The organism is Sphingomonas sp. BL-S-29 (genome assembly GCF_055521495.1).
In genome coordinates this window covers 1,716,798-1,738,952 of the sequence record NZ_CM145482.1, presented here as the reverse complement: position 1 = coordinate 1,738,952, position 22,155 = coordinate 1,716,798, and the positions used below count along the sequence as shown (strand labels likewise).

Below are 22,155 nucleotides of genomic sequence, written 5' to 3'. Positions count from 1 at the left end.
CGACATGCCGGTACTGGGAATTGGAGGATTGTTTTTCCGCGCGAAGGATCCGGACGCCCTGTCCGCCTGGTACCGCGAGCATCTGAATGTCGGGGCGGGCTGCATGGCCACCGCCGAAGGCACGCCGGACGAATGGTCGTGGACGACGCAAGGCGGCCCGGTCGTCTTCGCGCCGTTCAAGGAAAGCACCGATTATTTCGCCGAAGACAAGCAGTGGATGATCAACCTGCGCGTCAGCGATCTCGACTCACTGCTCGACCAGCTCAACGCCGCCGGCATCGACATCATCACCAAGCCCGAATGGAACGACCCCTCGGTCGGCCAGTTCGCCCGCATCCACGACCCGGAAGGCAATGCGATCGAGCTGTGGGAGCCGCCGGCTTGATTCAAACGACGTACGCTGCCGGGTAGAGCAACCTTCGCTGGGTACGATCCACCCCTCACCGTTCGTGCTGAGCTTGTCGAAGCACTGCTCTTTCTCTTGGACGGCAAAAGGAAGAACAGCCCTTCGACAAGCTCAGGGCGAACGGGGGGGAGGCAGCCCCCGACAAAGGCTGCGGTGGCGCCGAAACGCCACCGCTCTCGATCAGAAACGCTTGCGCAAGGTCACGCCGTACGTACGCGGCTCAGCCAGGAAGGCGGAGAAGATCTGGTTCCCCGTCGCAAAGGCCGGCGCGCCGAACTTCTGCACCTGGGACTGCGATCCGGCACCCTGGAACGGCGCGTTGAACGCGACCTGCTCGTACTTGGTGTCGAGCAGGTTCTGCGCCCAGAGTTCCAGGCTCCAGTTCTGGTCGGCGCCGCGCAGGCCGATACGCGCGTTCATCAGGAAGAAGCTGTCCTGCGCCTTCTCGACGAACAGGTCGGACCCGGTGTTGTAGTCGGAGCTGAGGCGGCCATCGACATAGAACAGCGCCGACATGCCGCTGGTCCCGATTTCCGGCGTCCAGCTGGTCGACATGGTCACCACGTTGCGCGGCGCGTTCGACATCTGCTGCCCCGGCAGCAGCGCGAGGAACGGATCGAGCGCCTCGCCCGATTTGCTGCCGACCAGATTGTTACGGTACTTGGTCGCGGCGAGGGTATAGCCCAGGTTCACCGCGAAGTTGCGCGCCGGGTACAGCCCCGCCTCGATCTCCACGCCCTGCGACAGCACGCCGTACTTCACGCCCGCGGTGCAGGTACCGGTGGCCGCGCTGTTGTCGCCGTCCGCACCGTTGAGGCTGGTTTTGCACGATCCGATATTCTGGACGATGTAGTTGGTGCCGTTGAAGGTGTTGAGCTGGAAGTTGCTGAACTCCTGACGGAAACCGGCGACGTTCAGGGTGAACTTGCGCGAGCTGTACTTCAGGCCGACCTCGTAGGAATTGACCGTCTCCGGGTCGAAGCGCAGCAGCGCCGCATTCGGGGTCGCCGTGGTCGAGGCGAGATAGGCCGGGCCGAGGTCCGAACGGTCGAGATTATAGCCACCCGCCTTGTAGCCGCGCGAATAGCTCGCATAGACCATCAGCCCGTCGACCGGCTTGTACGAGACGACGCCGGTGCCGGTGAACTCGCCTTCGCTCAGGCTGTCGCTGATCGTCTTGCCGTTGAGCCCGATCGTCGAGTTGCCGGTGCAGCCGAGCGTGATGATGCCCGCTGCCGTCGACGCCAGCGCCGGATTGGTCAGCAACCCGCCGAGACCACCCTGCGCGGTGCCAGCCTGAAGCGCTGGGCAGATCGTGTTGTTGTTCTGGAAGCTGGCGTTGAAGTCCTTCTTCTCATGCGTGTAGCGCGCGCCGATAGTGATGCTCAGCCGGTCGGTGACCTTGAAGATATTGTGGGTGAAGGCCGCGAAATTCTCACTGCGCTGATTGTAGACATCGCGGATCGACCCGAGGTCGTTGAGCGTGCTCAGCCGGTTCAGGTTGCCGATGACGAGCGGCGCCGCGGCGCCGAGCGCGCCGTTCAGCGTCGCGATGCCGGTCGCGCTCAGGCAGCCCGGCGCGTTCGGATTGCGCAGCACCGCCGCCGGGCTGACGCCCGAGACGACGCGGCAGGCAGCGAACATGCCGTATTGCGTACCGAACTTCAGGTTGTCGACGACCTGCAGGTCCTCACGGCTGTAATAACCGCCGATCAGCCAGTCGAGCTTGTCGCCGAACGCCGAACCGTTCAGCCGCAATTCCTGGCTGAAGGTATGGAACTGGCGGTAATTATTGCCGTCCGCAGGACGGTAGCCGATGTCGAGGCTGCCATAATCGATGTCGGACGCGCCGCCCGCCTTGTATTCGCGATAGGCGGTGATCGAGGTCAGCGAGGCGCCGCCGAAATTCCAGTCGATCTGGGCCGAGCCGCCATAATCCTTGGTCACGTTGCTATAGGCGCGGCCCGCGGTGTTCGCGATGCGGCGGTTGTACGGATCGTTCGCGCTCGGGAAGACGGCGCCCATGCTCGTCATGATGTCGACGATGCGGTTGGTTGCCGACACGGCATAGTCGCCGGGCACGCCAGGGGTCGGGTCGGTCTTCTCGCGCAGATCGACATAGACCGCGCCGCAGCATTTCTCGTTGCGATAGGTGTAATCGCCGATCAGGCGGATCGAGAAGTCCGAGCTTGGCTGGAACAGCAGCTGGCCGCGCACGAAATAGCGGTTGCGGTCATTATAGTCGGTCTTGTTGACCGTGTCGTAATAGAAGCCGTCGCGCTTGCCATAGACGCCGTCGATGCGGAAGGCGAGCGTGTCGGTGATCGGGCCGGTCACGGCACCGGCGACGCGGATATTGTTGTAATTGCCGTAGCTTGCCTCGCCATAGCCGCCGAATTCGAACGCCGGCGCCTTGGTGATGACGTTGATCAGGCCTGCGCTGGCGTTGCGGCCGAACAGGGTACCCTGCGGCCCGCGCAGCACTTCGATCCGGTCGACCTCGCCAATGTCATTGAGGCCCGATCCGGTGCGGCTGCGATAGACCCCGTCGATGAACACCGCGACCGAGCTCTCCAGGCCGGGATTGTCGCCGACCGTACCGATGCCGCGAACGCGCGCCGAAGCGTTGGCTTCGCTGCCGGTGGAGGAGACGAGCAGCGACGGCGCGAGCTGCGCCAGCGCGCGGATGTCGGTCGCGCCCGAATTCTGCAGGGCCTGCTGGCTCACCGCCGAGACGGCGATCGGCACGTCGGCCAGGCGCTCGGCACGGCGCGTCGCGGTGACGATGATGTCGGCGCTGCTCTCATCGGCGGTATCCTGCGCGGCGGCAGGCGTCTCGGACTGGGGAGTGGCCGGCACGTCCTGCGCAAAAGCGGGTACGGTGAACGCGATGGCGGCGACAGACAGCAGGTACGCGGATTTACGCATTGCGACATTCTCTCCAGATTTTGTTTTTTGAGTATTGGGTATCCTCATCCGATAGCCCGAAAGGCGTATTCGTCCAAAGCGAGATCGATACGACCTCGATTTTTGAATATCGGTGATGCAGGGACGCCACAAAGGGCCCGGGTCGGTCCTGTTGACCGACGGGCTTACGCTACGGAATGCTGGAGATGGGCAGGGTCGCCCGAAAAGTTCCGCGGCGACGCCGTCGCCGCGGGAAAAAATCGTGTTGCCGGCTCGTTACTTGGGCGCGAGGACCATCAGCATCTGGCGGCCTTCCATGCGCGGATAGGCCTCGACCTTCGCGGTCTCGACCACATCGGCCTGGACGCGCTGGAGCAGCGCCATGCCGAGTTGGCCGTGGCTGAGCTCGCGGCCGCGGAACCGCAGGGTGATCTTGACCTTGTCACCTTCGCCGATGAACTCGATCACCTTCTTCATCTTGGTGTCATAGTCGTGATCGTCGATGTTCGGACGCATCTTGATCTCCTTGATCTCCTGCGTCTTCTGCGACTTGCGCGCGAGGTTCGCCTTTTTCTGGGCCTCGTACTTGAACTTGCCGACGTCGAGGAACTTCGCGACGGGCGGATCCGCATTGGGCGACACTTCGACGAGGTCGAGCCCGACACTCTGCGCCTGCTCCATCGCTTCGCGGGTGTACATGACACCGAGGTTCTCGCCGTCCTGATCGATCACGCGGACCTTGGGCGAGACAATGAATTCGTTGAAGCGCGGGCCGTTGAGCGGCACGGGCGCCCCTTGCGGGCGCCGGATCATGGGAGGACGGATAGGTACTGCTCCTTGGTGGTTGGACAGGGCGATATAGTGATTTTTGGCGTGTTGGGGAAGATGCCCCCGGCGCTAACCGGGGACAACGCACAGATCGGCTTAAAGATCGGGCGGTGTCGCGCCCTTTTTCAGCATGACGATCGCGTCATCGAGGCTCAATATCTGCTGCCGATCGCTGCCAAGCTGGCGCAGCGCGACCGTACCTTCCTCCGACTCGCGCTTGCCGACGACGAGAAGATTCGGGACCTTGGCCAGGCTGTGCTCGCGCACCTTGTAGTTGATCTTCTCGTTGCGCAGGTCGGTCTCGACGCGCAGGCCGGCCGCGGCGAGCTTGTCCGCCACCACCTTCGCATAATCGTCCGCATCCGAGACGATCGTCGCGACGACCGCCTGCACCGGCGACAGCCAGAGCGGGAAGCGGCCGGCATGATGTTCGATCAGGATGCCGATGAACCGCTCGAACGTGCCGAGGATCGCGCGGTGGAGCATCACCGGGCGGTGGCGATTGCCGTCCTCGCCGACATAGCTGGCGTCGAGTCGTTCGGGCAGCACGGTGTCCGCCTGGATCGTGCCGACCTGCCAGGTGCGGCCGATCGCGTCGGTCAGGTGGAATTCGAGCTTGGGCGCATAAAAGGCACCCTCGCCCGGCAGTTCCTCCCAGCCATATTCCTCGGTCGCGCGGCCCGTCGCCTCGACTGCGTCGCGCAGGATCTGCTCGGCCCGGTCCCACATCGCATCGTCGCCGAAGCGATTGTCCGGGCGCAGCGCCAGCTTGATCGCATATTTCTCGAAACCGAGATCGCGATAGACGCTGTCGAGCAGGTCGCAGAACGCCTTGATCTCCTCGATCAGCTGATCTTCGCGGGCGAAGATATGCGCGTCGTCCTGGGTGAACTGGCGCACGCGCATGATGCCGTGCAGCGCGCCGTGCGGCTCGTTGCGGTGGCAGCAGCCAAACTCGGCCATGCGGATCGGCAGGTCGCGGTACGACTTGATGCCCTGGCGGAAGATCAGGATGTGCGCCGGGCAGTTCATCGGCTTCAGCGCCATCAGGTCGGACTTGCCCGACAGGATGGGCGCTTCATCGTCGGTCGAGGGAATCTCGTCCGGCACGACGAACATGTTCTCGCGGTACTTGCCCCAATGCCCGGACTGCTCCCACTGGCGCGCATCCATCAGCTGCGGCGTCTTTACCTCATCATAGCCGGCGGCATCGAGCCGGCGGCGCATATAGGCCTCGAGCTGGCGCCACAGGATGAAACCCTTGGGATGCCAGAACACCGAGCCTTGCGCCTCGGGCTGGAGGTGGAACAGGTCCATCTCCTGGCCGATCTTGCGATGGTCGCGCTTGGCCGCTTCCTCCAGGCGGAAGAGATGTTGGTCGAGCTGCTTCTTGTTGAGCCAGCCGGTGCCGTAGATGCGGCTGAGCATTGCGTTGTTCTGGTCGCCCCGCCAATAGGCGCCCGAGACGCGCGTCAGCTTGAACGCCTGGGGATCGAGCTTGCCGGTCGAGGCCAGATGCGGGCCGCGGCACATGTCGAGCCACGTTCCGGCGCGATAGACCGTCAGCTCTTCGTCGCCCGGCAGTTCGGCGGCCCATTCGGCCTTGAACGTCTCGCCCTGCTTGCGCCACAGCGCGATCAGGTCGTCACGCTGCCAGACTTCGCGGACCAGCGGCTCGTTGCGGGCGATGACGTCGCGCATCGCCTGCTCGATCGCGGGCAGGTCCTCCTCGGTGAAGGGCCGGTCCTTCGGCGCGAAGTCGTAATAGAAGCCGTCGTCGGTCGAGGGGCCGAAGGTGATCTGCGTGCCCGGAAACAGGTTCTGCACCGCCTCGGCCAGCACATGCGCATAGTCGTGGCGCGCCAGTTCGAGCGCATCCGCCTCGTCCCGGCTGGTCACCAGCGCAAGGTGCGCGTCGCCCTCGAGCGGGCGCATGATGTCGCGCAGGTCGCCATCGACCCGCGCGGCGATCGCTGCCTTGGCGAGGCCCGGACCGATCGCCGCGGCGATGTCCGCGGGGGTAGTCCCCGGCGCAACCTCACGGACGGAACCGTCGGGCAGCGTTATGCGGAACATCTCGGACATGACGAAATCGGTACTTTCTGTGTCTGCAAGGAGCGCGGGCTTATGCACGCAAGGCCCATATAGGCAAGTCAGTGAACGATTCTAAGCATCAGCTCTGCCGCCGCGACCAGTTGTTCGCGTTCTTCGTCGGACAAGCGATTGGCCACAGCCTCGGCGAGCCAGCGGCGGCGCTGCTGCATCGCCCGGCGCAGCGACTGGCGGCCAGGCACCGTGATCGCAATGATCAGGTTGCGGCGGTCCTCCGGATCGGGCGCCCGCTCGATCATGCCGCTCGTCTCCAGCGCGGCGAGCAGTCGGGTGAGCGATTGCGGTTTGAGTCCCTCCTTCGCGGCGAGCGCCACGCCCGGCATCGCGCCTTCGCGGTGGAGCGTCGCAAGCAGGCCGACCATAGCAGGCGTGAGCTCACCCGGCGACGCGTCCGTGCGCATCCGCCGGCTGAGCTTGAGCACCGCGCGGGCGATGAGGGCGATATCGGAATCCCGGTCCACGACGCTCGACATAATGATACGCATAGCGTATCGATTGCGGCGACTCAACCAGCAGGTTCCCCATGTCCCACATGCATCGTCTGACCGCGATCCTGCCGTGCAACGATCTCGATACCACCGAGGCGTTCTATAACCGGCTCGGCTTCGCCCGGCCGCCCGGGAGCGCGAGCGATTATGAGGAGTATCGCATGCTCACCGACGGCAAGGGCGGCGACATCCATCTCCAGCCCGCGGTTGAGGGGTGGCTGGTGCCGGGCCGAAACCCGTTCGGCCTGTATCTCTACACCGAGGAAGTCGATGCGCTCGCCACGGCGTTCGGCGACGAGATCATCGGGAAAGAGAAGAAACCGGTTCACAAGCCCTGGGGCATGTACGAATTCGCGTTGAGCGACCCGGATGAGACGCTGGTCCGCATCGGCTGGCCGAGCAGGCTGGTACGATAGGTCATGCGCGATTTCATCCTGCTGATGCACAATGACGCCGTTGCCCCGCTGACACCGGAAATGTGGTCCAGCTACCTGTCGTCCCTGCGCGAAACCGGCATGTTCGATGGTGGCAGCGCGATCGGCTCGGGCGAGACTTTCCGGAAACAGGGTGTCCCCGCCACCTTGAGTTCCCATCTGGGTGGCTATCTGCGCGTACGAGCCCGGGATTTGACCGCAGCGCGCGCCTTGTTGACCGGCAATCCCGTGTTCGAATGTGGTGGCACGATCGAAATCCGCGAATTACCGCGCGATTGAATCAATCCCTTCCTACCGGATGGAGCCGACCATGCATGTTCCCGATGGTAACGAGATCGCCCGTCCCTTCCTGCCGGCACGGGATTTCGCGCAGAGCAAGGCGTTCTACGAGGCGCTCGGCTTCCCCAAGCTGCTCGATGGCGAGGTCGCCATCTTCGGGATCGGTGCCGGCGGGTTCGTCCTCCAGAACTATTATCAGAAGGAATGGGCGGAAAACTCCATGATGCAGTTGCTGGTCGACGATCTCGATGCGTGGTGGGCGCATCTCCAGTCGCTCGACCTGCCGGCGCGGTTCGGGGTGCAGCCGCCGCGCGCGCCGGCGTTGCAGCCCTGGGGGCTGGTGGTGGCTTATCTGTACGATCCGGCCGGCGTGCTGTGGCACGTCACGCCGCGCCAGGCGGATGCGTCGATCGACTAGAAGGCGCCGAACGGCACGACCTTGTTGTCGGCGTCGTGGCCGATGTCCGCCCTCCCCAGGAACGGCACGTCCATCTCGCGGCACCAGCGTTCGATCATCTGCGGCGCCTGCTCGGCAAAGGGCGGATCATTGGGAATGATGTCGCTCATCCGCCCGAGCCGTAACCCGGCGATCCCGCGCAACCGGGTTGCGTGTGCCATCTGGAACAGCATGCGGTCGATCCGGTAGAGCGGTTCCGAAATCTCCTCGATCATCAGCACGTGCCCGGTCAGGTCGGGCAGCCAGGTCGTGCCGACCATTGCATTCAGGATCGACAGGTTGAACGCGACGGCCGGCTGCCCGCCCAGGCTCGGCTCGAGCACGCCACGGTCGCGTGCGGTCATCCAGGAGAGAGTCCGGGCAAAGCATGCGTCGCCCCCGACCCGGGCGATGTCGCTGACGAGCGGCGCATGGACCGCATGCCCGATCCTCGCCGCATAAAGCGCACCGAGCAGGAAACCCGCGTCCGAATAGCCGCACCACAGCTTGTTGCCCGCCGCGGCCGACAGGTTCGGCATCACCGCATGCAGGATTCGGTTGGCGCCATAGCCGCCCCGCGCAAACCACAGGGCATCGAACGCCGCGTCATTGGCGAATTCCAGGAAGGCGGCCGCGCGTACCGAATCCACGCCGGCGAAATGCCCGCCGTCGCTGTCGAAACATTGCGGATGGAAGACGAGATCGACGCCGGGAAACCAGATCGCCGCGGCCGCGGCGGCACGATCGGCGATCATCCGGTCGATCGGCCTTCCCGGCGCGACGATTCCGATCCGCATTATTCCCTCTCGCTTGCCCCGATGTCGAAATCCCGCGATAGCGCCCAGCCATGCACGACGGCAAATCCTACTTCTTCGTCGGGATCGGCGGCAGCGGCATGATGCCGCTGGCGATGATCCTCGCCGGCCAGGGCGCGAAGGTCGCCGGCTCCGACCGGACCCTCGACCAGGCTCGCCTGCCCGCCAAGTTCGAGGACCTGCGCGCCAAGGGCGTCGCGTTGTTCCCACAGGACGGCAGCGGCATCACTTCCGCGAGCCAGACCGTGGTCGCCTCCGCGGCGGTCGAATCGACCGTCGCCGATATCGTCGCGGCGGACGCGGTGGGAGCCCAGCGGATGAGCCGCGCGGAGCTGCTCGCAAGTCTGTTCAACGCCGCCCCGCTGCCGATCGGCGTCGCCGGCACCTCGGGCAAATCGACCGTGACGGGCATGATCGGCTGGATCCTGCACGCGACGGGGCGCGACCCGACGGTGATGAACGGCGCGGTGATGAAGAATTTCGCGAGCCCGGACGCGCCCTTCGCCAGCGCGCTGGTCGGCCGGGGCGACGCGTTCGTCAGCGAAGTCGACGAGAGCGACGGATCGATCGCACTCTATTGGCCGAAGGTCGCAGTGCTCAACAATGTGAGCCTCGACCACAAGTCGCTCGACGAGCTGCGCGCGCTGTTCGGCGCGTTCATCGCACGCGCCGGGACCGCGGTGATCAACCTCGACAATGGCGATGGCGCCGCGCTGGCGATGACCATGCCGCCGGAACGCCGCCTGACCTTCGGAATCGGGGATGCAGGCGGCCAGGATGCGGATCTGGTCGCGACCGGGCTGGTGCAGCGGCCGTTCGGCGTGGATTTCAGCCTGTCCGAACGCGGCGCGGCACCGGTCGCGGTGTCGCTGAAGGTGCCCGGCCGCCACAATGTCTCGAACGCGCTCGCTGCGATCGGCGCGGCGCGGGCGGCGGGCCTGTCGCTGGCCGAGGCAGCACGCGCGATCGGCGGCTTCACTGGCCTCAGGCGGCGGATGGAGCTGGTCGGCGAAGCGAACGACGTGGCGGTGATCGACGATTTCGGCCACAACCCCGACAAGATCGCCGCGACGCTCGACACCCTCCACGCCTTTCCCGGGCGGCTGCTGGTGTTGTTCCAGCCGCATGGATACGGCCCGTTGAAGGTGATGCGCCGCGAGCTGGTCGCAACCCTGGCGGACAAGCTCGGCGAGGACGACCTGCTCGTCCTGCCCGACCCGGTCTATATGGGCGGCACCGTCAACCGCGAGGTGACCAGCGCCGACATCATCGCCGATGTCGCGGCGACTGGGCGCAACGCGCTGCACATCCCGGCGCGCGAGGCCGCCGCGGCGCATCTCGTCGCTGAAGCGCGGCCGGGCGACCGTGTGGTGGTGATGGGCGCGCGCGACGACACGCTCAGTCAGCTTGCCGCGGATATGCTGGCAAGTATCGCGAACAAGACTGGCAACCGGCCACAGGCATGATATCGCGACAACACGCGCAAATGATGAGGCCCGCCATGTTCCGCCGCCTGTTCCTCGATCACCCGAAATCGGTCGGCGAAAGCTATACCGAGCATTTCGGCGTGGCCTCGCGCTTCGGGATGAAGATGATGTGGGGCGGCCTGCGCTGCTGGCTGCACGCCTTCCTGCCGTTCCTGTTCAAGACCGCCGGCAGCGACACCGTCTCCGCGCTGCACGCCGAGCTGGTGACCAAGCGCAACGCCGCGCGGGCGGCGCAGACTCAGATGGCCACCGTCGAATATGTGATCTGACTGCGGGCGGCCTATTGCGCCCGCGCGATATAGACCGGGTTGCCGATCAGCAGCAGCCGCCCCCCGTCGTCGCGGACTTCGGCGCGAATCCAGTGCGGCCGTCCGTCGCTGCGCCACGAAGCGAGCGAGACGGGCTGGCCTGCCTCGAATGGCGCGCGATAGGCCGGCTCTGCGCGCCCATCGATTACCAGTTGCACGGAACCGCTCGCCACGCCTTTGAGGGCGACGGCAAACTGCACGGCCTGGCCAGCACTCAGGCGTAGCGTCTCCCCCATCCCGGCATGGAGCTCGCCGGCGGATGCCGTCAGGTCGAGAAAGCGGTCCTTCGTCCCCTCGACATCGATGAACACCCGGCCCGAGCGGATGCCGGCGAGGAAGCCGTGTACTGACAGCTCAGTCATGTAGACCACCGTCGTCGGGCTGCCGATGGCACCGGGCTCGCTCGCCGGGCGGTCGGCCTCATGGCTGTCGCTGCCGCCGATGCCGGTGACGTGCCGGCCCATGTTCAGCAGCTTCGTCCAGTAAGCAAAGCCCTGAAACGGGGTGTCGGCGGCCCGCGTCTCGCGCATCGTGCCGCCATTGACCACCTCGACTGAATCCACCGCGCCGTCCGGCAGGTCGTCTACCCGCCAGCCGCAACCCATGCAGAGCTCGCCCGAGGGCGCGCCGGGATGGTTGATCGACACCACCCCGCCTTCGCGGTGCACGGCGTCGATCCATGTGCGTGCCTGGTCCCAGCGCGGGCCGTTCATGCGGAAATCGAGGAAATCGGTGGGGCCGAAGACATTGCTGTGCCCCCAGAAGGTGGTGACCTCGCGCCCCGGCACGAGCAGCAGCCGGTCGAACGCGCCCTGCAATTCGCGCAGCGCATTATAGTGCGCGGTAGTGTTGTGATCGCTGAGCGCGATGAAATCGAGGCCGCGTGCCGCCGCCGCTTCGACCGTGCGATAGACCGGACACGGAATGCTCGCGCCCGACTGGGCCTTGCACTTCCCGTCACTGTCCCCGCTGTGCATGTGGAGATCGCCGCGATACCAGCCGGGCCCGGCCGTGATCGGGGCGTCGGCGAACTCAGTGATAGCCGGCTGGCGCTCGATGAAGATCCGCGCCTCATAGGGCGCGTGTGCACCTTCGCGGATATTGGGCGCGCCGAGGATCAGGTTCCAGCGCCCGGCGGGCAGCGGGCCGGGGAGATAGCCCGGTGTCGCCTCCTCGGTGCTAAGCGTCATATGGTCGCGCGTGCCGCCGCTCCAGCCGCGGAAGCGCTGCGGGTCGCGCAGGCCGAGATCGATGACCGAGCATTGTTCCTTGCCGGCATAAGTGAAGCGGATGGTGATCCGCGTCACCCCGGCCGGCAGATCGAATGGGACGTCGGTATAATGTTCGAAACTGGCGCGGGTCAGTTCGCCCTTGAGCACGCGCCAGGGCACACCCGCGTCCGCTCGCCCGGGTGGCGGCCCCGCCTGGCCGGCCTGCGCAACGGCAGGCCCGGCCAAGGCAAGGGCAAAGAGAAAGGCGGACGCGAGTCGCAGGGTCATGATCAGAAACGATACATCACGGCCGCGCGGAAATTCCGCCCGATCAGCGGACGCGCGATAAAGGTGTTCGCACCGGCATCGCCATTCTGCAGCTCGCCCGCGCGCGGATTGCCTTCGGTCAGGCCGAGCGAGTTGTTGAGATTGTCGACATAGCCATAGACCGACAGCCGTTGCGACACATCGAACCGCGCGCTCAGGTTGATCGTGCCATAGGCCGGCAGCCGCACAGAATTGGCGGTGTCGACATAGCGCGCGCCTTCATATTCCCATGATCCCTGCAGGCGGATACGGCCGTCGAGCAGGTTGAGGCCTGGCACCAGGCGCAGGCTGACGGTCGGCACGCGGATCAGGCGGTTGCCGTCGAAGTCGAACGTCTTGTTCGAGGCATCGACATAAGTCAGCCCCTTGTAGCGCGGATCCTCGAGCGTCGCGGTCGCCGACAGGTCGAACCAGCGGACCGGCCGCAATGTGCCTTCCAGCTCGACGCCGAAGGTCTGTGTGTCGGCATAGCGCGTCTCACTGATCGCCGGGCCGTTCAGGTCGAAGCGATAATTGGTGAAGGAGACGTTGTTGTACTTGGTCCAGAAGCCTGTCGCATAGATGTCGAGCAGCGAGCTGGTATATTTGAGACCCACCTCGCCCAGGTCCATCGTCTGGACGACCGGCGTCGCGGTCGGGCTGGTGAGGTAGTTGCCGAGGCTCGGCAGGCGATTGGCCGAGGTATAGCGAGCGAACAGGCCGGCATGCTTGCTGAACTGATAGTCGACGCCCAGGGTCCAGGTCGTGTGGCTGAAATCATTGTCGTAATTGGCATAGACGCCGCTGCCGGTGATGATCGACGAGGTCGCCGGCGTGCCCAGATTGACCGTCTTCTTCAGCGCGACGGTGCCGCGTGCGCGCATCGTTTCCCAGCGCACGCCGCCATCGACGCGCAGGTTGGGGGTGATCTGCCATTCGTCGGCTAGGTAGAGCGCATTGGTGGTCTGTTCGCCATGCGCGTCTTCCCACTCATAGCCATATTTGTAGATGCCATGGTCGGTGAAGGTCTTCAGGACGTTGCCGGCGGCATCCACCGCGACCAGATCGAGCAGCCGGGCATTGTCGCGCACGTCGAGCAGCGCGGTCGAGGAATAGCGGCTGAAATCCTCGTCGATATGCGCGAAATAATAGCCGAAAGTGATGTCGTGGCTGGTCGAGCCCATGTCGAACCGATGCGACAGGCGGGTGTCGCTCATGAACTCCTTCACTGGCATCGTCACGCCGCGCAGGCCGCCCACGATGACCAGGCCGTTGCCGTTCTGGTTGGCGGTATCGAAGACCTGCGAAGGCGCGGTGGCGTAGCGGAACTGCAGCTTGCTGGCGCCAGGCACCTGGCTCAGCAGCCCGGCCTGCGCGGTCAGCAGGCTCGTCGCGCTTTGCAGCGTGTTGGGGAACACGCCGTTCCGCTGCGTGCGGGTGTCGTTGTAGCGCGTGGTGTTGGCGATCTTCCAGTCGTCCCACGGCTCGAATTCGAACTTGCCGGTGATCTGGGTGCGCTTCACCTGGGTGCCAACGCTGTTGTCGAAATTATAGGTGCTGCCGTCACCCTGGATCATGCGGACGCGCTCGGTCTCGGGGCCGGCGACGGTGCCGTAATGGCCATCGAAGCCGGGCACCGCGCGGATCTTGCCGTCCGGATAGGTGCGCATCGGGATGCCGGTGTAGAAGCCGACGATATCGTCCATGCGCTTGACGTCGAGGCTGACCTTGGCGCGTTCCCATTCGCGCGACACGGTGGCGCGGACCTGGCCGCCGCGATTGGCGGTGAAGCCGGGATCACGCACGCCGCCTTCCGAGCGGTAGAAACCGCCCAGCGCGAACTTCCATTCGCCGATCGGCGCGCCGGCCCAGAAGTCGACGCGGTACATGCTGTCGGCACCGATCGACGCCTTGACCAGGCCCTCGGCATGGTCGCTCACCTGGCGCGGGATGAAGTTGACCGCGCCGGCCGGCGCGTTCGAATAGAAGAGCGAGGCGGGGCCGCCGCGCACCACTTCGATCCGGTCGATCGTCTCGTCGAGACGGAATACCTGGTCGGCGTTGAGATAACCGAGCGCGGGATCGTGCTGGACCGGGATGCCATCCTCGAGCAGCTGGATCGAGCCGAAGCCGTCGACCGGCACGCCGCGCGCGCGGACGTTGCCGCTGGCCTCGCCGCCCGAGGATTCCACCCAGAAGCCGGGGACTGACTTCAGCGCTTCGGTCACGCTGGTCGGCGCCTGCAGGCGCAATGCCTCCTCGTCGATGCGCGTGACGGAATAGCTCATCTCGGCCTTGGTGCGCTGGCCGGTGCCGGCGCGACCGGTGACGATGATGTCGTCGCCGTCGTCACCCTGCGCCTGCTGGTCCTGTGCCGCCTGCTGGTCCTGGGCCCCGGATTGCGCTTCCTGCGCCCATGCCGGCGCCGCGCCGGCGCAGAGCAGGGCGAGCAGCGACGTCGTCATCAGATACGGCTTCATGATAGTCCCCTTTGGTTTCCAATCGGGATCGCCCGGACCGCGACGGACGCGGCCGGTCGTTCCGCCGCTCGGGTGCGCGACGGCGATTGGCTTTCGGTTGTGCTTCGCCGCGCAGACGGGACGGGGAGCGGTTTCCGCTATCGCCGGTCGAAAAATTTTTTCGCCAAGGGCAAAGGCGGGGCTAGGCGATTCAGGCGCCGCGCACTGTCAACCATCTGTCATATGCAGACACTAGGCGCCGCTCATCCGATACTGCGATGGGGCGCGAAACATGGCCTGGCTGCGTGACATCGACATCTGGTTCGCCGACCGCGTCTTCATCCACCACCAGCAGACGCGCCGCTATGCGATGAGCTTGGTCCGCCAGCTGGAAGAGGCGGAGGAGCTGGTGCAGGAAGCCTATGCGCGGCTGTTCGCGCTCGACGACTGGGCCGGCATCGCCAACCCGCACGCCTTTACCATGCGGATCGTCCGCAACCTGGCGATCGAGCGTTTCCGCCGGGCCGACGTGGTCCGGATCGACCGGGGCGCGGTGCTGCACGCGCTGGAAATCCCCGACCAGGAGCCGACCCCGGACGTGGTGGCGATGGACCGGTCCGAGCTGCGCCATGTCGTCAAGGTGCTGCAGGACATGCCGCCGCGCATGCGCGAGGCAATGGTCCTGAGAAGAATTGAGGGCTTGCCGCCGGCCCAAGTAGCGGAAAGAATGAACATCTCCGTCTCAACGGTGGAGACACATCTCATCAAGGCCCTTCGCCTGTTGACGCGCACGCTGAATCGGCAAGAAGAACAGGCGAAGACGGAGCAAGCGACTGCATGGGAGACCACGGAAAGGCTGGAGCGGAGCTGAGCGAGCAAGCGATCGACTGGCTGGTGGCGCTTGATGGCGGCACCGCGGACGAACAGGCGTTCAATGCCTGGCGCGATGCGGACCCTCGGCACGCTGCGGCCTTTGCGCAGGTCGCCGCGACGTGGCGACGAACCGCCGATCCGCGTCTGTCCGCGATGCTCGATGCACCGGTCGAGCCAAGCCCCCCGCCGCAGGCCGAGGCCGAGCAGGCGATGCCGCGGACCTTCTCGCGCCGGGCGGTGACCGGCGGCCTGCTTGCCGCGCTGGGCGTTGGCGGCGCGGGCGCGTTGCTCGCCTGGCCGCGCCGGGCCTATGCCTCGACCAATGTCGGCGAGCGCAAGACGATCCGCCTGCCCGATGGCAGCCATGCGACGCTCAACACCGATACGCGCGTCGCCTGGCGCTTTGCCGACGAGCATGAGTTGTGGATCGAGCGCGGCGAGGCCGCCCTGCTCGTCCGCCAGGCAGCGAAACCGTTGCGCGTGTACAGCGACCCGATCGATGCGCGGCTGAGCGGCGGCAGGTTCAACCTCCGGGTCGCGCCGGATGGCGGCGAGCTGCTGGTGCTGGAGGGCCGGGCCGCCGCAGTCTATCGCGGCACGCTCGCCGAGACGATCCATGCCGGCACCGCGCTGACGGTCGATGGCGGCGCGGCGCGCGTCGCACCATGGTCGCCCGACGCGATCGCGGCCGCCACTGCCTGGCAGAATGGCCGGATCGTGTTCAACGGCATGGCGCTCGATCGGGCGGTCGCCGAATTCAACCGCTATCTGCCCGACAAGATCGTACTGCAGGACACAGGTCTTGCCCCGACCCGGCTTGGCGGCGAGTTCCTGATCGACGATCCCGATAGCTTCCTGACGGCGCTGCACGAGAGCTTCGCCATCGACCATCGCCGGCAGGACGGCCGGATCCTGCTATTCCGCCGAAAGGGCTGACTCGACGCGTCGTCGCGCGGTGACACGAAGCTGTCGCGCAGGGACGCCACTGGAGACTCATGCGTCCGATCCGCGGCATAGGCTTTTTTCTCGGGCCAGTGGCTGGCCATGCCCTGCGCATGGCCGGTGCCATGCTGTGCGGCGCGGCGGTGATGCTCGCGGCACCGGTGCACGCGGCGCCGGCGGAGCGATCGGCCCGGTTCGACATTCCGGCGCAGAACCTCGCCGACGCGCTGGACCGGTTCGCGCGCCAGGCCGGAGTCCAGCTGCTCTATCCCTATGAGGCGGCCGCCACGCGGCGCGGCGCGGGGCTGCGCGGCGAGATGCCGGTGCGCGTGGCGCTCGACCGGCTGCTGCGCGACAGCGGGCTCGAAATCGCGCGCTTCAGCGACCGCGTGGTGACCTTGCGCCGGGCGCCTGCGCCGGCTCGGACGGTCCGGCGGACTCCCGTGCCGAGACCGGCACCCGCGCCGCCCCCACCGCCCGAGCTGGGCGATATCGTGGTGACCGGCCGCGCCGCCGAAGCGCCGCTCGCCGACACCGAGCTGAGCTATGCAGTCACCCAGATCGACGCCGCCACGCTCGCGCGCAAGGGTCCGCTGTCCACCGCCGACCTGTTCAAGCAGATCCCCGGTTTCTGGGTCGAATCGACCGGGGGCGAAGCCAGCAACAATGTCCGGTCGCGCGGCATTCCGACCGACGGCTATTCCTCGGTCGCGCTGCTCGAGGACGGCCTGCCGGTGCAATATGACGGCGGGCTCGGCTATCTGAACACCGACCAGATCTACCGCCTCGATTCGACCGTCGAGCGGGTCGAGGCAGTGCGCGGCGGCCCTTCCGCGATCTTCACACCCAACGCGCCGGGCGGCAGCATCGATTTCGTCACCCGCACTGGGCTGCGCGACGCTGGCTATGCCCTGTCGGCGACCGGCGGCAGCGCCGGCTATGCGCGGATCGATGGATTCGCCGGCGCGCGGATCGCCCCGAACCTGGGCGTTTCGATCGGCGGCTTCTATCGACGCGACGACGGTTTGCGCGATCCCGGCTATCCCGCCGATCGCGGCGGCCAGATCCGCGCGGGGATCGACTATGACGACGGCCATGCCCGGCTGTCGTTCAACGTGAAGCGGCTCGACGACCGCGTCATCCTCTATCTGCCCGTGCCGCTCCGGTTTGACAGCACGGGCCAGGTCCGCGGCATTCCCGGCTTCGACCCGTTGACTGACACGCTGGCCGGGCCGGACAATCTGCATGTGCCGATCCGGACCGCCGCCGGCCCGCGCGATTTCGACCTGTCGCAGGGCACGCACAGCCGGATCACCGTCTACACCATGACAAGCAGGCTAGCGCTCGGCGACCGGGGCGCGCTCGAGGTCAAGGCGCGGCTGCGTACCGGCAGCACCTTGCGCAACGGGCTGTTCCCGGTCGGCCGGCCGATGGCGGGCACGGACTATATCTCCGGCGTCCTTCCGCAACTGGTCTCGGCCTTTCCCGGCACTGCCGCCGCGCGGATCCGCTACGCCGATACCGGCGCGCCGTTCCTGCCCGGCAGCAATGGCAATGGACTGGTGGTCGGCGCCAACCTGCTGTCGGTCTGGATGCCGATGCGGGAATGGGTTGGCGACGCCCGGCTGACGCGCAGCATCGATCGCTGGGGCCATCACGACCTTGCCCTGGGCGTTACCTATGACGATGCCAGGCTCGATTTCGACCGGACGATGGGCACGGTGCTGCTCGACGTACGCGGCCAGGCGCGGCGGCTCGACGTGGTGGCGGTCGACCCGAGCGGGCGGGACCTCGGCGCGCTGACGGATAACGGATTCACGCGCTACGGATCGCTGTTCGACGCCGTCACGCTGCGCACCTCCAACGTCGCGCTTTATCTCGCCGACGAGTGGAAAGTGGCGCCGCACTGGCGGATCGACCTGGGCGGACGGTGGGAGCAGGTCCGGATCGGCGGCAGGGTCGAGGATTCGACGCCGGTCGATCTGGGCGATCCGACCACGCTGGCGGACGATGCGGTGCTGACCGGCACTGGTGTGTTCGAGCCGATCCGCCGCCGTTTCTCCGGCCTCAGCTGGACGGCGGGCGTCAATTTCAACCCGGTGCCGAGCACGGGCATGTTCCTGCGCGTCACGCGCATCGCCCGGCTGCCCAGCGCGAGCGAGTTCAACGCAGCGCCGAACCGCACCGACGAAGCCGTCGTGCCGATCACCATGGCAGAGGCCGGGCTGACCCTGCGCCATCGGCACTGGAACCTGTCGGCGGTCGCGTTCCGCACCCACTTCGCGCGGTTGCCCTTTACCGATCACCGCTTCGATCCCGACACCAACAGCTATGTCGACCGGACCTCGATCGCCGACACCTCGACCATCGGCCTTGAGCTGGCCGGGCATGCCGATCTGGTCGGCCCGCTGAAGCTGGACGTGCAGGCGACGCTGCAGGACCCGCGCTACCGCAATTTCAGCTATGTCGAGCTGGTCTATGGCCAGCCGGTCACGCGCAACGTCACCGGCAACCAGCTGATCCGCGTGCCGGAGTTGTCGCTGCGCGCCACGCCGAGCCTGACGCTGTTCCATGGCAGGCTGCGCCTCGATGCCGACGTCGTGCATCATTCCGCGCGCTTCGCCGACATCGCCAATTCGCAGCGCCTGCCGTCCTTCTCGCTGATCAACCTGGACGCGAATGCGACGCTGACGAAGCGGCTGAGCGTCGCGCTCCATGTCACCAACCTCACCAACACGCTCGGCCTGACCGAAGGCAATCCGCGCGCGGGCTCCTTCGACGTGAACGGCATGGGCAGCTATTTCCTCGCCCGGCCGGAATTCGGCCGGACCGTCCGCGCGACGCTCAGCCTGTCCTATTGAGACCTGCCTGCGGCCGGGCGCCGAGCGGACCCTCGAGTAAATCAGGGCCCGAAAACTTGCTCGGGTCTCCGTTCTAATTGCTAGTTGCCATAACTGTATGGCTGACGTACATTCTTCTCATAACTGCTCGCGAGTGGCAGAAGGGGAGAATCGATGAAGAATGACGACGCTCGCCTCGGCGAGATCGCCGATCGGACGGGCTATCAGCTCCGCCGCGTCGACATGCTTTCGATGGAAGCGCTGCAGGACGAGATGTCCAAGCTCGGCGTTCCTCCCGGCCGCGCGACCGCGCTGGCCTATATCGGCCTGCACCCCGGCTGCGATCAGACCGAGCTGGGCAATGTCCTCGGCATCAATCGCGCCAGCACGATGGCCGCGGTGAACAATCTTGTCGCGATCGGCGTGGTCGAGCGGCGGCCCGGGCGGGACCGGCGCAGCAACGCACTCCACCTGACCGAGATGGGCCACCAGCTGCGCGCCGAAGTCGTCCAGCTGACCGCGGATCACGAAGAATGGTTCTTCGCGCCGCTCACCGGGGACGAACGGGCCGAGCTCAGGCGCCTGCTGCTCAAGCTCCGCCAAGCACATAGTTCAGTCGAACCACGCCTGCCATCGAGCAAGAGAGCGTTATTGAGGAGGGTGAAATGAGGGGTCTTCTTTCGAGCGGCATCGCGGTCGCGGCGATGCTGGCGAGCGGCGCGGCGCATGCGCAGAATACTGGTCCGACCGCCGATCCGTCGGGCAGCGCGGCCAGTGCCGAACAGGACGTGCCGATCGACGGGAACGACATCCTCGTCACGGCCCGGCGCACCTCGGAGCGCCTCCAGGACGTTCCCGTCGCGGTCACCGCGTTCGGCGCCGCCGCGCTGGCCGAGCGCAATGTCGCGACCCTCGACGAAGTGGCCAAGTTCACCCCGAACATCCGCTTCGACGGCGCCGCCGCCCTGTCGGGCGGCAACTACAACGCCACGGTCTTCGTGCGCGGCGTCGGCCAGAACGACTTCGCGATCTTCAGCGACCCCGGCGTCGGCTTCTATGTCGACGATGTCTATTATGCGCGCTCGATCGGCGGCGTGATGGATGCGGTCGACATCGACAGCGTGCAGGTGCTGCGCGGGCCGCAGGGCACCCTGTTCGGCAAGAACACGATCGGCGGCGCGGTGCTGATCAACACTGCCTCGCCAAATGTCGACACGACGTCGGGACGAATCGAGGCGACCTATGGGCGCTTCGACCGGATCGACGTCAAGGGCGCGGTGAACGTGCCGATCGTGCCGGGCGTGGTCGGCCTCAGGCTCTCCGGCGCCACGCTCAACCGCGACGGCTATGTGAAGCGGCTGGTCGACGGCGACACCCAGGGCGACCGCTCGGCGCAGATGATCCGCGCCAAGCTGCGCATCCAGCCCGAGGGAAGCGGCCTGACGATCGATATCGGCGCCGACTATACCCGGGCGCGCGAGACATCGGCCCCGTCCGATCTGCTCGCGGTCGGCAACGCGCCCGGCATCACCGGCATCCCGTTCCTCGCCAATTACAACACCTATGTCGCGCCCAGCCGGGGCATCGTCGCCCCGAACGGCGCGAAGACCCTCAACCCCAGCTTCATCACGGCGAGCCCGTTCGAGACCTATGCCGGCGGGCCCAACGACAATGATCTCGACCTGTGGGGCGTCCAGGGCATCGTCTCCTACGATATCGGCGGCGCGACGCTGAAGTCGATCACCGCCTATCGCCACATGAAGGCCTATTTCACGCGCGACGGCGACAACACGCCGTTCGTCTTCCGCCAGACCACCAACCGCGACAGGCAGTGGCAGCTCAGCCAGGAGCTGCAGCTGACCGGCAAGGCGCTCGACGGACGCCTGAGCTATGTGCTGGGCGGCTTCTACTTCAAGGAAAAGGCATCCGACATCGCGACCGCTGACCTGGCGATCGGGCTCCAGGCGCCGGCCGCCCCGCCGCCTTTCACGCCCGCCGTGTTCATCCGGAACTACACCAACAACCGTAGCCTTGCCGCGTACGGCCAGATCGATTTCGAGATCGTGCCGAGACTGAGCGTGACGGTCGGCGGACGCTACACCAGCGACAAGAAGGAATTCACCTCGATCAACGTGCGCCAGCGCGACCTGGTGCAGTTCACCAACGTGACCAAGGAAGCGACCTTCGAGAAGTTCACGCCGCGCTTCGGCATCAACTACAAGGCGGCCGACGACGTGCTGCTCTACGCCTCCTATTCGAAGGGCTTCAAGCAGGGCGGCTTCAACGGTCGACCGCTGGTGAGTGATGCCGAAGTCACGCAATATGCGCCCGAGGAGCTGACCACCTGGGAGGCCGGGCTGAAGGCACAATGGCTCGATGGCCGGCTGACCACCAACATCGCGGCGTTCCATTCGATCTACAAGGACATCCAGCTGACGGTGAACCAGACGCCGACCAACTTCGTCGCGAACGCGGCGGCGGGCGAAATCAACGGCGCCGAATTCGAGACGGTGATGCGCCCGGCGAAATGGCTCACCTTCAACGCCGGGGTCGGCTATCTCGATGCCAAATACACCTCGATCGGCCAGGGCCTCGGCCCGACCCAGATCCTGCCGATCACGCTCGCCAGCCACTTCGTCAAGGCGCCGGAATGGACCGTCACCACGGGTCTTGATCTCAGCCACGAGTTTTCGGACGGGAGCGAGGCCGGGCTGCGCATCGACTACACCATGTACAGCCGCATCTATCACGATGTCGCCAATTCGCCGATCATCACTGACGACGGCTATGGGCTGCTCAACGCCCGGCTCAGCTACGCGCTGCCGGGCCGCGCCATCACGCTCGCGGTGTTCGGCACGAACCTGACGAACACCTTGTACCTGGTCTCCGGAAACGTCTCCGGCGCATTCGGCCTGGCCGAGGCGAGCTATGGGCGGCCGCGCGAATGGGGGGTAAGCGCCGCCTTCAAATTCTGAGCGCACCGCGTTCTTGTATCTGGCGTGGCAAAAAGGAAGAGCTGGTTCA

At 66.0% G+C, this 22,155-nt stretch carries 18 protein-coding genes; 11 read left to right on the top strand and 7 right to left on the bottom strand.

Annotated elements, in window-relative coordinates; genetic code table 11:
• The first annotated feature begins 4 nt into the window (after positions 1–4).
• Positions 5–385 (top strand): VOC family protein, encoded by a 381-nt coding sequence (locus ACZ1I2_RS08355; RefSeq protein WP_465170139.1) that lies wholly within the window; start codon positions 5–7, stop codon positions 383–385.
• Between the two features lie 201 nt (positions 386–586).
• On the opposite strand, the gene ACZ1I2_RS08350 is transcribed toward ACZ1I2_RS08355, so the two are convergent.
• The 4 genes from ACZ1I2_RS08350 to ACZ1I2_RS08335 form a co-directional block, all read right to left on the bottom strand.
• Positions 587–3,334, bottom strand: coding sequence for a TonB-dependent receptor (locus ACZ1I2_RS08350; RefSeq protein WP_465174432.1), 2,748 nt, complete (start codon positions 3,332–3,334; stop codon positions 587–589).
• Between the two features lie 255 nt (positions 3,335–3,589).
• On the bottom strand, positions 3,590–4,126 hold the full coding sequence (gene infC, locus ACZ1I2_RS08345; protein ID WP_299913759.1) for a translation initiation factor IF-3: 537 nt from the start codon (positions 4,124–4,126) through the stop codon (positions 3,590–3,592).
• A gap of 111 nt (positions 4,127–4,237) precedes the next feature.
• Positions 4,238–6,226 carry a threonine--tRNA ligase gene (gene thrS, locus ACZ1I2_RS08340; protein WP_465174433.1) on the bottom strand — a complete coding sequence of 663 codons (1,989 nt, stop codon included), beginning with the start codon at positions 6,224–6,226 and terminating at the stop codon, positions 4,238–4,240.
• 68 nt (positions 6,227–6,294) lie between these two features.
• Positions 6,295–6,738 carry a MarR family winged helix-turn-helix transcriptional regulator gene (locus tag ACZ1I2_RS08335; protein ID WP_465174434.1) on the bottom strand — a complete coding sequence of 148 codons (444 nt, stop codon included), beginning with the start codon at positions 6,736–6,738 and terminating at the stop codon, positions 6,295–6,297.
• A gap of 47 nt (positions 6,739–6,785) precedes the next feature.
• Here ACZ1I2_RS08335 and ACZ1I2_RS08330 point away from each other — a divergent pair, with 47 nt between their 5' ends.
• Genes ACZ1I2_RS08330 through ACZ1I2_RS08320 form a run of 3 tightly spaced genes read left to right on the top strand, consistent with a single transcriptional unit; the run spans position 6,786 to position 7,872 of the window.
• Complete coding sequence (locus ACZ1I2_RS08330) at positions 6,786–7,157, top strand: VOC family protein (protein WP_465174435.1); 372 nt, start codon at positions 6,786–6,788, stop codon at positions 7,155–7,157.
• Between the two features lie 3 nt (positions 7,158–7,160).
• Complete coding sequence (locus ACZ1I2_RS08325) at positions 7,161–7,454, top strand: YciI family protein (RefSeq protein WP_465170144.1); 294 nt, start codon at positions 7,161–7,163, stop codon at positions 7,452–7,454.
• A gap of 31 nt (positions 7,455–7,485) precedes the next feature.
• Positions 7,486–7,872, top strand: coding sequence for a VOC family protein (locus ACZ1I2_RS08320; RefSeq protein WP_465174436.1), 387 nt, complete (start codon positions 7,486–7,488; stop codon positions 7,870–7,872).
• On the opposite strand, the gene ACZ1I2_RS08315 is transcribed toward ACZ1I2_RS08320, so the two are convergent.
• A complete protein-coding gene (locus ACZ1I2_RS08315; protein ID WP_465174437.1) occupies positions 7,869–8,687 on the bottom strand; it encodes an LD-carboxypeptidase in 819 nt (272 codons plus the stop codon). The two genes, ACZ1I2_RS08320 and ACZ1I2_RS08315, sit on opposite strands and share 4 nt — an antisense overlap.
• Positions 8,688–8,737: 50 nt before the next feature.
• Between ACZ1I2_RS08315 and ACZ1I2_RS08310 the strand changes: the two genes are divergently transcribed.
• Together ACZ1I2_RS08310 and ACZ1I2_RS08305 are read left to right on the top strand one after the other, a co-directional pair.
• Positions 8,738–10,171 carry a glutamate ligase domain-containing protein gene (locus ACZ1I2_RS08310; RefSeq protein ID WP_465174438.1) on the top strand — a complete coding sequence of 478 codons (1,434 nt, stop codon included), beginning with the start codon at positions 8,738–8,740 and terminating at the stop codon, positions 10,169–10,171.
• Between the two features lie 20 nt (positions 10,172–10,191).
• Positions 10,192–10,461, top strand: a complete 270-nt coding sequence (locus ACZ1I2_RS08305; RefSeq protein ID WP_465174439.1) for a DUF6356 family protein — start codon at positions 10,192–10,194, stop codon at positions 10,459–10,461.
• Between the two features lie 11 nt (positions 10,462–10,472).
• On the opposite strand, the gene ACZ1I2_RS08300 is transcribed toward ACZ1I2_RS08305, so the two are convergent.
• Both ACZ1I2_RS08300 and ACZ1I2_RS08295 read right to left on the bottom strand, forming a co-directional pair.
• The gene (locus ACZ1I2_RS08300) at positions 10,473–11,999 is read right to left on the bottom strand and encodes a CehA/McbA family metallohydrolase (RefSeq protein WP_465174440.1); all 1,527 of its coding nucleotides are present in this window, start codon (positions 11,997–11,999) and stop codon (positions 10,473–10,475) included.
• A 2-nt stretch (positions 12,000–12,001) separates the two neighbouring features.
• Complete coding sequence (locus ACZ1I2_RS08295; RefSeq protein WP_465174441.1) at positions 12,002–14,497, bottom strand: TonB-dependent receptor; 2,496 nt, start codon at positions 14,495–14,497, stop codon at positions 12,002–12,004.
• 271 nt (positions 14,498–14,768) lie between these two features.
• Here ACZ1I2_RS08295 and ACZ1I2_RS08290 point away from each other — a divergent pair, with 271 nt between their 5' ends.
• The 5 genes from ACZ1I2_RS08290 to ACZ1I2_RS08270 all read left to right on the top strand — a co-directional run bounded on the left by ACZ1I2_RS08290 (position 14,769) and on the right by ACZ1I2_RS08270 (position 22,106).
• Positions 14,769–15,347, top strand: a complete 579-nt coding sequence (locus tag ACZ1I2_RS08290) for an RNA polymerase sigma factor (protein WP_465170151.1) — start codon at positions 14,769–14,771, stop codon at positions 15,345–15,347.
• Positions 15,314–16,285: a FecR family protein gene (locus tag ACZ1I2_RS08285; protein WP_465170152.1), complete on the top strand. Its 972-nt coding sequence runs from the start codon at positions 15,314–15,316 to the stop codon at positions 16,283–16,285. Before ACZ1I2_RS08290 ends, ACZ1I2_RS08285 begins: the two co-directional genes overlap by 34 nt.
• Positions 16,286–16,344: 59 nt before the next feature.
• Positions 16,345–19,152, top strand: coding sequence for a TonB-dependent receptor (locus ACZ1I2_RS08280; RefSeq protein ID WP_465181618.1), 2,808 nt, complete (start codon positions 16,345–16,347; stop codon positions 19,150–19,152).
• A 153-nt stretch (positions 19,153–19,305) separates the two neighbouring features.
• A complete protein-coding gene (locus ACZ1I2_RS08275) occupies positions 19,306–19,800 on the top strand; it encodes a MarR family winged helix-turn-helix transcriptional regulator (protein ID WP_465170154.1) in 495 nt (164 codons plus the stop codon).
• Entirely contained in the window at positions 19,797–22,106 is a 2,310-nt protein-coding gene (locus ACZ1I2_RS08270; protein ID WP_465174443.1) for a TonB-dependent receptor, read from the top strand. Before ACZ1I2_RS08275 ends, ACZ1I2_RS08270 begins: the two co-directional genes overlap by 4 nt.
• The last annotated feature ends 49 nt before the right edge of the window (positions 22,107–22,155 follow it).

Excerpts from the sequence above, each read along its gene's own strand:
- ACZ1I2_RS08355 (WP_465170139.1), top strand. The coding sequence starts at position 5 with ATGCCGGTACTGGGAATTGGAGGATTGTTTTTCCGCGCGAAGGATCCG.
- ACZ1I2_RS08350 (WP_465174432.1), bottom strand. The coding sequence starts at position 3,334 with ATGCGTAAATCCGCGTACCTGCTGTCTGTCGCCGCCATCGCGTTCACC.
- infC (WP_299913759.1), bottom strand. The coding sequence starts at position 4,126 with ATGATCCGGCGCCCGCAAGGGGCGCCCGTGCCGCTCAACGGCCCGCGC.
- thrS (WP_465174433.1), bottom strand. The coding sequence starts at position 6,226 with ATGTCCGAGATGTTCCGCATAACGCTGCCCGACGGTTCCGTCCGTGAG.
- ACZ1I2_RS08335 (WP_465174434.1), bottom strand. The coding sequence starts at position 6,738 with ATGCGTATCATTATGTCGAGCGTCGTGGACCGGGATTCCGATATCGCC.
- ACZ1I2_RS08330 (WP_465174435.1), top strand. The coding sequence starts at position 6,786 with ATGCATCGTCTGACCGCGATCCTGCCGTGCAACGATCTCGATACCACC.
- ACZ1I2_RS08325 (WP_465170144.1), top strand. The coding sequence starts at position 7,161 with ATGCGCGATTTCATCCTGCTGATGCACAATGACGCCGTTGCCCCGCTG.
- ACZ1I2_RS08320 (WP_465174436.1), top strand. The coding sequence starts at position 7,486 with ATGCATGTTCCCGATGGTAACGAGATCGCCCGTCCCTTCCTGCCGGCA.
- ACZ1I2_RS08315 (WP_465174437.1), bottom strand. The coding sequence starts at position 8,687 with ATGCGGATCGGAATCGTCGCGCCGGGAAGGCCGATCGACCGGATGATC.
- ACZ1I2_RS08310 (WP_465174438.1), top strand. The coding sequence starts at position 8,738 with ATGCACGACGGCAAATCCTACTTCTTCGTCGGGATCGGCGGCAGCGGC.
- ACZ1I2_RS08305 (WP_465174439.1), top strand. The coding sequence starts at position 10,192 with ATGATGAGGCCCGCCATGTTCCGCCGCCTGTTCCTCGATCACCCGAAA.
- ACZ1I2_RS08300 (WP_465174440.1), bottom strand. The coding sequence starts at position 11,999 with ATGACCCTGCGACTCGCGTCCGCCTTTCTCTTTGCCCTTGCCTTGGCC.
- ACZ1I2_RS08295 (WP_465174441.1), bottom strand. The coding sequence starts at position 14,497 with ATGAAGCCGTATCTGATGACGACGTCGCTGCTCGCCCTGCTCTGCGCC.
- ACZ1I2_RS08290 (WP_465170151.1), top strand. The coding sequence starts at position 14,769 with ATGGCCTGGCTGCGTGACATCGACATCTGGTTCGCCGACCGCGTCTTC.
- ACZ1I2_RS08285 (WP_465170152.1), top strand. The coding sequence starts at position 15,314 with ATGGGAGACCACGGAAAGGCTGGAGCGGAGCTGAGCGAGCAAGCGATC.
- ACZ1I2_RS08280 (WP_465181618.1), top strand. The coding sequence starts at position 16,345 with ATGCGTCCGATCCGCGGCATAGGCTTTTTTCTCGGGCCAGTGGCTGGC.
- ACZ1I2_RS08275 (WP_465170154.1), top strand. The coding sequence starts at position 19,306 with ATGAAGAATGACGACGCTCGCCTCGGCGAGATCGCCGATCGGACGGGC.
- ACZ1I2_RS08270 (WP_465174443.1), top strand. The coding sequence starts at position 19,797 with ATGAGGGGTCTTCTTTCGAGCGGCATCGCGGTCGCGGCGATGCTGGCG.